Origin of the sequence: Micromonospora sp. KC606 (assembly GCF_004348675.1) — a bacterium.
GTDB lineage: Bacteria > Actinomycetota > Actinomycetes > Mycobacteriales > Micromonosporaceae > Micromonospora.
The window spans coordinates 1-8817 of record NZ_SMKN01000237.1 but is presented as its reverse complement, the minus strand read 5'-3'; the positions used below and the strand labels follow the sequence as shown (position 1 = coordinate 8817).

General features: G+C 73.4%; 9 protein-coding genes. 3 read left to right on the top strand and 6 right to left on the bottom strand.

The window, feature by feature from the left end; all coding sequences use genetic code 11:
- Positions 1-12: 12 nt before the first annotated feature.
- Entirely contained in the window at positions 13-1095 is a 1083-nt protein-coding gene (locus E1193_RS27555) for a hypothetical protein (RefSeq protein WP_132186096.1), read from the bottom strand.
- 262 nt (positions 1096-1357) lie between these two features.
- On the opposite strand from E1193_RS27555, the gene paaI reads away from it, so the two are divergent.
- Positions 1358-1744, top strand: a complete 387-nt coding sequence (paaI, locus tag E1193_RS27550) for a hydroxyphenylacetyl-CoA thioesterase PaaI (RefSeq protein ID WP_132186097.1) — start codon at positions 1358-1360, stop codon at positions 1742-1744.
- A gap of 122 nt (positions 1745-1866) precedes the next feature.
- On the top strand, positions 1867-2457 hold the full coding sequence (locus tag E1193_RS27545) for a dienelactone hydrolase family protein (RefSeq protein ID WP_132186095.1): 591 nt from the start codon (positions 1867-1869) through the stop codon (positions 2455-2457).
- Positions 2458-2551: 94 nt separating this feature from the next.
- On the opposite strand, the gene E1193_RS33880 is transcribed toward E1193_RS27545, so the two are convergent.
- From E1193_RS33880 to E1193_RS27525, 5 genes are all read right to left on the bottom strand, one after another.
- Positions 2552-3130 (bottom strand): calcium-binding protein, encoded by a 579-nt coding sequence (locus E1193_RS33880; RefSeq protein ID WP_132186094.1) that lies wholly within the window; start codon positions 3128-3130, stop codon positions 2552-2554.
- A gap of 168 nt (positions 3131-3298) precedes the next feature.
- Positions 3299-3910 (bottom strand): response regulator transcription factor, encoded by a 612-nt coding sequence (locus E1193_RS27535; protein WP_165945844.1) that lies wholly within the window; start codon positions 3908-3910, stop codon positions 3299-3301.
- Positions 3825-5069, bottom strand: a complete 1245-nt coding sequence (locus E1193_RS32165) for a hypothetical protein (protein WP_165945843.1) — start codon at positions 5067-5069, stop codon at positions 3825-3827. Before E1193_RS32165 ends, E1193_RS27535 begins: the two co-directional genes overlap by 86 nt.
- Positions 5069-6286, bottom strand: coding sequence for an ATP-binding protein (locus tag E1193_RS27530; RefSeq protein WP_132186092.1), 1218 nt, complete (start codon positions 6284-6286; stop codon positions 5069-5071). Before E1193_RS27530 ends, E1193_RS32165 begins: the two co-directional genes overlap by 1 nt.
- 138 nt (positions 6287-6424) lie before the next feature.
- Positions 6425-7582, bottom strand: a complete 1158-nt coding sequence (locus tag E1193_RS27525) for an FAD-dependent oxidoreductase (protein WP_132186091.1) — start codon at positions 7580-7582, stop codon at positions 6425-6427.
- Positions 7583-7682: 100 nt separating this feature from the next.
- Here E1193_RS27525 and E1193_RS27520 point away from each other — a divergent pair, with 100 nt between their 5' ends.
- A complete protein-coding gene (locus E1193_RS27520) occupies positions 7683-8282 on the top strand; it encodes a TetR/AcrR family transcriptional regulator (RefSeq protein ID WP_132186090.1) in 600 nt (199 codons plus the stop codon).
- Positions 8283-8817: the final 535 nt, after the last annotated feature.

Below are 8817 nucleotides of genomic sequence, written 5' to 3'. Positions count from 1 at the left end.
GGCCGGGGCCGCTCAGGCTGCCGGCGCGGGAGTGGTGGGCCGGGCCGCCAGTCCACCAAGAACGGCTCCGACGATCGCGGTGAGCGTGACCACCCCGCCGGACACCTCCGGCGTCCACCGCAGCCCGTCGGTGACCGCCAGACCGAGCAGGTGCCCCGCCCAGACCAGGCCGGCGTAGACCGCTCCCGCGATCGGCAGCCGCAGCACCGCGTCGCGGCCCCGCACCGCGTCCAGCCGCAGCAACGCCAGGTCGGCCAGCACCGCGCCGAGCAGGGCGGCGAGCGCGGCGACCGTCTGCGACGCCGGGAACTCGACCATCACCAGGTTGAACAACGCCACCCCGGCCACCGGTGCGGCCCCGGCGCCGAAGGTCGCCCGCCGCCGGTGGACCAGCAGGAACGGCGTGGCCAGCAGCACGGTGGTCAGCAGGTACGCGTCGACGCCGAGGATCGCCGCGTTCTGGTTGCCGTACGCGCCGACCGCCTCCGTCGGCGCGACGGAGAGGAAGGCCGACGAGTGCGTGAGCAGGATGACCGGGGCCATCGCCGCCATCGTCAGGGACAGCACCCCGGTGACCGACCGCAGGCCGCGTTCCCCGCTGGCCCACCAGGAGCGCAACGGGCTGCTCAGCAGCAACACCGCGCCGGCGTCGATCAGCAGGTGGCTCGGGCTGAACGAGGCGTCCAGGCCGACCTCCACGCCGAGGGTCTCGTGCCAGAGCATGTCGGCGAGGCCCCCGAGGAGGAACACCCCGACGCCGAGCGCGCCCACCCGGTAGCCGGCCGGCCAGCCGTCGCGCCACCATCGGGGGGCCACGTCCCGCCGCTGGTACGCCAGCCAGCAGGTCCAGCCCGCGGTGGCGGCGAAACCCGCGTACAGCAGGCCGTGCCAGGGGGTGAAGAAGCCCTCGATGGTCTCGATGATGTTGGTGTGCGCCCAGCCGTCGGACATCGCCCCGGCGACCAGGCAGGCGCCGAGCAGGACGGTGACGAGATCCTCGCCGCGGCTGGTCGGCCTTACCCCGCCCCGGTCGGCCCGCCCCGGTCGGGCCGCGTCGACAGCTACCGTGCCGGGGTCGGCTGTGCTGCGCGTCATCGGCGTTCCCTTCCGATACCTTCCACGTTCCGCCATTGTGCCGTGTCTGTGTGTGACGCCCGGCAGTGCCCTGCCGCCGCTGTCCTGACCTGCGGCGGCGTACGGTACCCCGGGACGCCCCGGCTGGGCACGGGCCGTCGGAGTCGACCGGCAGGAGGAGCGCGTGCACGACCACAGCCCCCGGCGGCAGCAGCAGGGGGACCCGGTCGACCGTCGGCGGCAGGACGACGCGGTGGCGTCGGGGCGTACCGCCGCGCACGACATGTTCGACGCGGACGTCGCCTCCCGTGGCCTCGGCATCGAGCTGCTCGCCGCCGGCGACGGCGTCGCGGAGGCCCGGATGCTGGTGACCCCGGCCATGCTCAACGGGCACGGCATCGGCCACGGGGGCTACGTCTTCCTGCTCGCGGACACGGCGTTCGCGCTGGCCTGCAACAGTCACGGCCCGGCGACCGTCGCCGCCGGAGGCGAGATCACCTTCGTGCGCCCGGTCCGGGCCGGCGACGTGCTGACCGCCCGGGCCACCGAGCGGATTCGTCACGGCCGCAACGGCATCTACGACGTCACGGTACGGTGCGGCGACGAGGTGGTCGCCGAGTTCCGGGGCCGCAGCCGGACGCTGGGCCGGATCGGCGGAGCGCCCGGCTGACCCGCCGCGCGTCGACCCGACGTGTATCGGACCGATGCGACCGCCGTGTCGACGCGCGGCGGCACGGCCGGGTCCGCCGTGGCGGCGGGACACCGGCGGCCGGTCGGGGCAGGATGGACGGCGTGGCTCAGATCGCGCTCTTCCACTCCGTCTTCGGGCTGCGGCCGGCGGTGCTGGCCGACGCCGAGCGGCTGCGCGCCGCCGGGCACCAGGTGGTCGCCCCCGACCTGTACGGCCTGCCCCCGGCGGACACCGTGGAGGCGGGCTTCGCCCTGCTGGACAAGGTGACCCTGGACGAGGTCCTGCGCAGGGCCCGGGCGGCGCTCGCCCCGCTGCCGGCCGGCACGGTGCTCGCCGGTTACTCGATGGGCGCGGGGGTGGCCGGAGCGCTGCTGGCCGAGCGGCCGGCCGCCGGCGGGCTGCTGCTCCTGCACGGCACCGGCGGTGATCCGGCGGCGGTCCGTTCGGGGTTACCGGTCCAGCTCCACCTCGCCGACCCCGACCCGTACGAGTCGCAGGCCGAGGTCGACGACTGGCGGCGGGCACTGACCGGCGCGGGGGCGAGGTTGGAGGTGTTGCGTTACCCGGGCCACGGTCACCTGTGGACCGACCCGGACGTGCCCGATCACCATCCGGCGGCCACCGCCCTGACCTGGGAACGCGTCCTGTCGTTTCTCGCCGCTCTGCCGCCTGACCGGCTGGGCGACGCCTGACCGGTCAGGCGGCAGAGCGGCACCACGTTCCGCCCTGCCGGTCGTTGCGGCCGCCCCGACGGATCCTGCGGCCGCCCCGACGAATTCGGGCGAGTTAGAAGAGGAACTCGCAGTTGAAGCGCGTCTCGATCAGGGCGCGGCAGTAGTCCGCCACGCCCGGGCCGCCGTCCCCGACGTCCGTGCCGGAGATGTCGTCCAGCCGGTCGTTGCCGGCCATGCCGTACAGGCCGTCGTTGCCGTAGCCGCCGTCGAGTTCGTCGTCGCCGTCGAGGCCGTACACGTAGTCGTTGCCGTAGTTGCCGGACATCGTGTCGGCGCCCGCCTGGCCGTACAGCGTGTCGTCGTCGTGCCCGCCGTCGATGGTGTCGTTGCCGATGCCGCCGTCGATCACGTCGTTCCCGGACTCGCCGATGAGCCGGTCGTTGCCGTCGTTCCCGCAGATAGTGTCGGCGCCGCCCTGGCCCAGCACGGTGTCGTCGCCGCCGAGCGCGACGATCACGTCAGCGCCGGCGGTGCCCTGGATGAAGTCGTTGCCGGCGGTGCCGACGATCGTGGCGGTCAAGCCGTTGCAGGTGGTCGCCGCCTGCGACGCTGTGGCGGTGACCTGCAGGATGGCGGCGGCGGTGACCGCGACCAGGCTGGTACGGGCCGCGATCCGGCCCGCCGTGGACATCACGCTCAAGGTTCCCCCAACATGTCCTGCCGCCCAGCACCCGCTGAACGGATCCTCCCCCCGCACCGGAACGATCGCAGCGCGACGTCCTGGATGGACAGCCGGCAATTCGGCGGACAGCCCGTGTCGGCCGCGTGGCGGACACCGGCTCGGCCCGCGGCCGTGAGGTCAGGCCGGAGCTGTCCCCTCGGGCACGACGCCGTCCTCGACAGCGCGCCGGTACAGGTCGACAGCGCTGTCCGCGCAGCGCCCGCTCGCCTCGTACTTGCGCCGGATCCGTTCCAGGTAGGTCTTCACCGTCGCCTCGGTGATGCCGAGTTGGTGCGCCACGGCGAGCCGGGTCCGGCCCGCGGCCACGCCCCGCAGCACCTCCACCTCCCGCCTCGATAGCCGGGGTCGTTCCGCCTGTGGGGCGACGAGCAGCGCGTACGCCAGGCTCTGCGTGACGAACGACTCGCCGCGCGCCGCCGCGTCGATCGCCGCCACCAGATCGGCCAGCGGCGCGCTCTTGGCGACGTACCCGCAGGCGCCGGCCCGGATCACCGCGCGGACGGTGTCCGCGCTCTCGACGGAGCTGTGCACGACGACCCGGGCTTCCGCGGCGCGCAGCATCGCGACGTTGCGCAGGGGATCGCTGCCGTCGGTGAGCCTCAGGTCGAGCAGCACGATCGACGGCACCGTACGGGTGAGCAGCTCACTGACCGTCGACGTGGTGACGGCGACCCGCACCGCCCCGCCGGTCTCCCGTTCGAGCCAGAGCGCGGCACCCTCGCGGTACATGGAATGGTCGTCGACGAGCCCCACCTCCACCGGAGCCGCCCCATCGTTCATCGTCCTGCCCACCCAATCGACGCGTCCGTTCGCCGTCCACCATGGTCCACTCCAGCCACCACTGGTCGGTCAGCCGCCCCCGGGTCGACGGCGGGTCCAGGGCCGGCGGAACCGCCGCGAGGGGTGGACCGCCGTCCACGGTCAGGGAAACCCAGACGGTACCGTCGTCGGGAAGGACGGTGAGGTTGATCCGGCGGGTCTGCGGGGCTTCGACCAGGAGGTGCAACACCTCGACCAGTCCGTCGCGGGCCGCCGGGGGCAACGCCTCCCAACCGGCCCCGCCCTGGACGGTCAGCTCTACCCGGCTGTCGCTGGCCGCCAGGAGCTGCTGGGTCAGCGTCACCAGGGCCGCCTCGTCCACCGCGTCGAGCAACGCCGCGCGCAGCCGCCGCTCGGCGTCGCGGCAGCCGGCGCGAACGGTCGGGTCGGTGGGGTCGGCCCCGCCCTCGGCGAGGCCGGCGAGCACCGCACGGGCCTGCCGCAGGGCGGGCTCCAGCAGGGTACGCCGGTCGGTGCGCACCGCCAGTTCGATGGCGCGTGCCCCTTCCGCCGCCCTGGTCCGGCGGCGTTGATCGGCTTCGCGGGCCGCGTGGTCGCGGAGCGCCACCATGATCATCAGAGCTGGCAGCACACCGGTGAGCATTCCCACGTCACCGGTCAACAGCCGCGCGAAACTCTGCTCGGCGGGGTCACCCGCCGCGTACCGGAGGGTGATCAGCAGACCGTTGGTCAGCAGGGACGCGCCGACGAGGACCAGCGTCCGGCGCACCGGCGCGGTGAAGGCCACCAGGGTGAGGGCGGCGCCGATCAGGTTCGGCGCCCACGCTGTCGCTCCCCGTCCGACCCGCGGGTCGACGGCGCTGAGCACGTTGGCGACCAGCAGGACGACGAGCATCCCGGTCGGCGCCGGGGACGGGGCCCGGGTCCGCCAGGCCACGGCGACATACAGCACGGCGCATCCGGCGCACAGCGCCACCTGCGTGGACGGCAGCCGGTAGGCGGCGAGATCGGTGAGCAGGCCCGCGCCGGTCGCGCCGGCATACACCACCGCGCAGGCGACCAACGCCAGCCGCAGCGGGTGCCCGTACCGCCGCCACAAATCCACCATCACCCGGCTCCGACCGGTTGTCCGGCGGCAACCCGGACCGGCACCACGATCTCCACGGTGGTGCCGGACGACACGGCGGAGGTGAGCCGGACCTGTCCGCCCACGGCCGCCACCCGCCCGCCCAGCGACTCCCGGAGCCCGATGCGGGGCACCAGCCGCTCCGGATCGAACCCCCGACCGGCGTCCCGGACCCGCGCGGTGACCCACCGCTCGTCCCAGCACAGGGTCACCTCCGCCTCGGTCACGCCCGCGTGCCGGCTCACGTTCGTCAGTGCCTCCGACACCGCCCACACCAGCGCCTCCGCCGAGGAGGCGGCGATCCGCTGCGGTGGGGTTCTGGTGTGGGCCTGCCGGACGGCGAGCCCGACGACGCCGATGTCCGCGCAGACACGGTCCAGGGCGGCCGCGACCGCGTACCCCGAGACGCCGTCGCGCCAGTCGGCGGCCAGCGTGGGCAACAGGTCCGGCCGGTCGAGCCGGGCGAGATCCGCCGCGAAGCGGGCCCGGGCCGCGGGGCCGGCGGTGGCCATCCCCCGCGCGACCGCGGTGAGCGTGGCCAGCACCGTGTCGTGCAGCACCCGCATCCGCTGCACCCGGTCCCGGCGTACCGCGGCGGTCACCAGCGCCACCTGCTCGGCCTGGGCAAGCCGCCTGATCGTCCGCTCCGTGCGGTGCGCGCTGGTGCGGACGATCCAGAAGACCGCCGCCATCAGCCCGTAGAAGCAGAGCGCGAACAGCAGGGACGACATCGCCTGGCGTACGCCGAACGCACGCGCCTGCAGCACGGCCGCGTAGCCGAGCAGCGTGCACATGCCCAGGTGCCCGGCGAGGCCCGAACGGTAGGCGGCGACCGCGCCGGCCGCGCAGAGCGCGTAGTCGCTGGGCAGCCGCTGCCCGACGTTCGGTGTGGACTGCCGGATGGAGACCAGCACGGTCAGCGCCGCCAACACCGGGTAGACCGTCGTCGCCGCCCAGCGGCTCCACCAGCCGCCTCCACTCGCGCCGAGCAGCGGCAGTGCGGTGATCACCAGAGTGGCGTTCACCGCTGCCAGCACCGCGGCACCGGCGGTCGACAGCCGCCCTGGCGCCATCGCGACGCCCACCGACAGCGCGCAGTTGAGAACGACGATGCCCACGATCCCGACCCGCATCGAGCGCAGCATGGTCGCCAGGACGTTGCCCGGCGTACGCCCCGGCGTCGATGCTGGATCCGCCACGCCCGGCAACCTACCCAGCGGTCGGCGGCGGCCTCGGATCAGGTGGCGGACGAACCGTCAGGGTGCCCGGCGACGCCGGGTGGGTTAGTACGCCGCGTCACAGTATGGCGCCGGACTGTTGCGCTCTCTCGGCTGCCCTCAACGGTTCGCGCGTTCGATGCCTCGCCGGACGAGGCCGCGAATGCCCGGGAACGTGATCGCCCGGATGGTCAGGTCGCTCATCCACACGTGGAAACGGCTGGGCGGCGCGTACTGGAGCATTCCCCGGCGGGCGAGTGCCTGCCGTTTGGCGGCTTCCGGGCGCAGTCCTGCTTCCCACTCCGCCAGGGCCGTCGGAATGTCGTCGGCGTGCCGCTGCAGGGCTGCGCCGAGTTGGTCGGCGCCGGCGAGCGCGAGGGCGGCGCCGTGTCCGGCGAAGAGCGTGACGCACCAGGCCGCGTCTCCGAGCAGCACGGCCCGGCCGCTGCTCCACCGTGGCATGACCACCTGGCTGACGGCGTCGAAGTAGGCGCCGGTGGGGTCGCTCTCCAGGTGGCGGATCGCCTCGGGCACACCCGCGCCCAGATCCCCGAACGCCGCGCCGAGCGCGTCGGCCGGTCCGCGCCTCAGTTCGGTGGTCGGGTCGCCGCACCGGTACGTGAAGAAGGCCGATGACCGGTTCGGGCCAAGGTTGACGATTGCCGCTGTGCGCCCCGGACCGATGAACGTGGCGGCGGACGACGGCGGTACGTCCGCCGCCGGACGGGCCAGTGGAAAGGCGGCCACCAGGTACGGCAGGTCGACTCGGAAGCCGGAGCCGAAGACGGCCGTACGGGTGGCGGAGTGCACGCCGTCGGCACCGACCAGGAGGTCGGCGTGCTCGGTGGTGCCGTCGCTCAGAACTACCCGTACTCCGTCGGTGTCCTGGTCGATGGAGTGGACCGTGGTGCCGAAGCGGATCTCGGCGCGGTCGGCCACCGCTTCGTACAGGATGGACTCCAGATCGCCGCGGAACACCGACACGGCCCGCTTGCCGATGGCGGCCTCGGCGATGGCGGACGGCACCGTGAACTTGGGTCGTCCGTCGGCGCGGACCAGCACGGTGGTGAACAGTCCCAGGTCGTGGGCGGACAGTGCGGGGAGCAGGCCGAGGTGTTCGGCGGCGTCGTAGCCGGGCCCGAGCAGGTTTACGAGGTAGCCGCTGCTGCGACGGGCCGGGGCGCGTTCCACCACGACGGTGCGCCACCCGTCCCGTCCGAGTCGCAGAGCGGTGGCCAGGCCGGCTATGCCCGCGCCCACGATGACCGCACGTTTCATCCGTGCTCCGAATCCTAGAATGAGCAGATGCTCATACCAGTATGAGCATCTGCTCATCCCGGCGCAACAAGCGCATCCGAGCAGCGCATAGACTTCGGCCATGCCACGCGGAGTCGCCATCCCGGAACCCAGGCAGCAGCTCTTCGCCGCCCTTGAGCGCGTGATCGTCACAGTCGGGCCCGGTCGACTGACCAGTCGGGCCGTGACCCGCGAGGCCGGCGTCGCCACCGGGCTCCTCTACGCGCACTTCGCGACCTTCGACAACTTCCTGACCGGGTACGCGGTCGACCGGGCCTTCCAGATAGCCGGCGAAGTGGCGGGCCTGCCGCAGCGCGCCGGTTCCGGCACGGTCGCCGGCAATCTGAGCGACGCTGCCCTGGCGACACCGCTGGACACGCTGCTGGCGTTGACCCGGCTGATGGCCATCCGGCCCGAGCTGGCGGCGAACGTCGAGGCGGTACTGGGAAACGGGACCGCCGGGCTGCAGGCGGTCGAGCGCGCGGCCACCGGCTATCTGACCGCCGAGCAACAACTTGGACGGGTGCCCGCAGGCACCGACACCGAGGCGCTGGCCATGGCCGTGGTCGGCGTGCTGCACCACGTCGCTCTCACCGGCGGGACCGGCTCGGCGGCGGATGCCCGGATCCGCCGCGCGATCGACGCACTCACTGACGGCTTCCCCGCCGCCGCCCCATCATGAGGAGATCTCGCCAACTGCCGGGGCTGGTTCGACCCGCGTCCCGGTGGTGGCCTCGCGCTGACGAGTGGCGTCTGCCCTGGGCGGACCAGCCGACAGGCGTCGGACAGCGGCGGGTGGAAGGATCGTGACCGACCTGGTGCGGTGGGTGCGGAGCGACGAGTCCTCGACCGGCACGCGGACTGCGGCACCGGACAGGGCTACTGCGACGAGGCCGGGCACGGCCGGAAACTCGATGACGGCACCCCGGTATGCCCGGACATGCTTGACCTGGCGACGACGTTCCACCGGCGGCCCGGATACCAGGCAGAGTGGCGGCCCTGACGGCCGATCCTCGCGGTCCACGGCGGTCGTGGACCAGCTCGCGCTCATCCCCGGGCCCTGGCCCAGGTGAGGAAGCGGTCCGTCAACTCCACCCGTCGGTCGGGGTTGAGCTGGGCGAGTTGGTGGTGCGCCTCGGTCATCTGCTGTGCGAGGTAGACCATCAGGGCGATGCGGTCTTCCCGGTACTCGATGAGCAGGGACAGCCGGGCGGGTT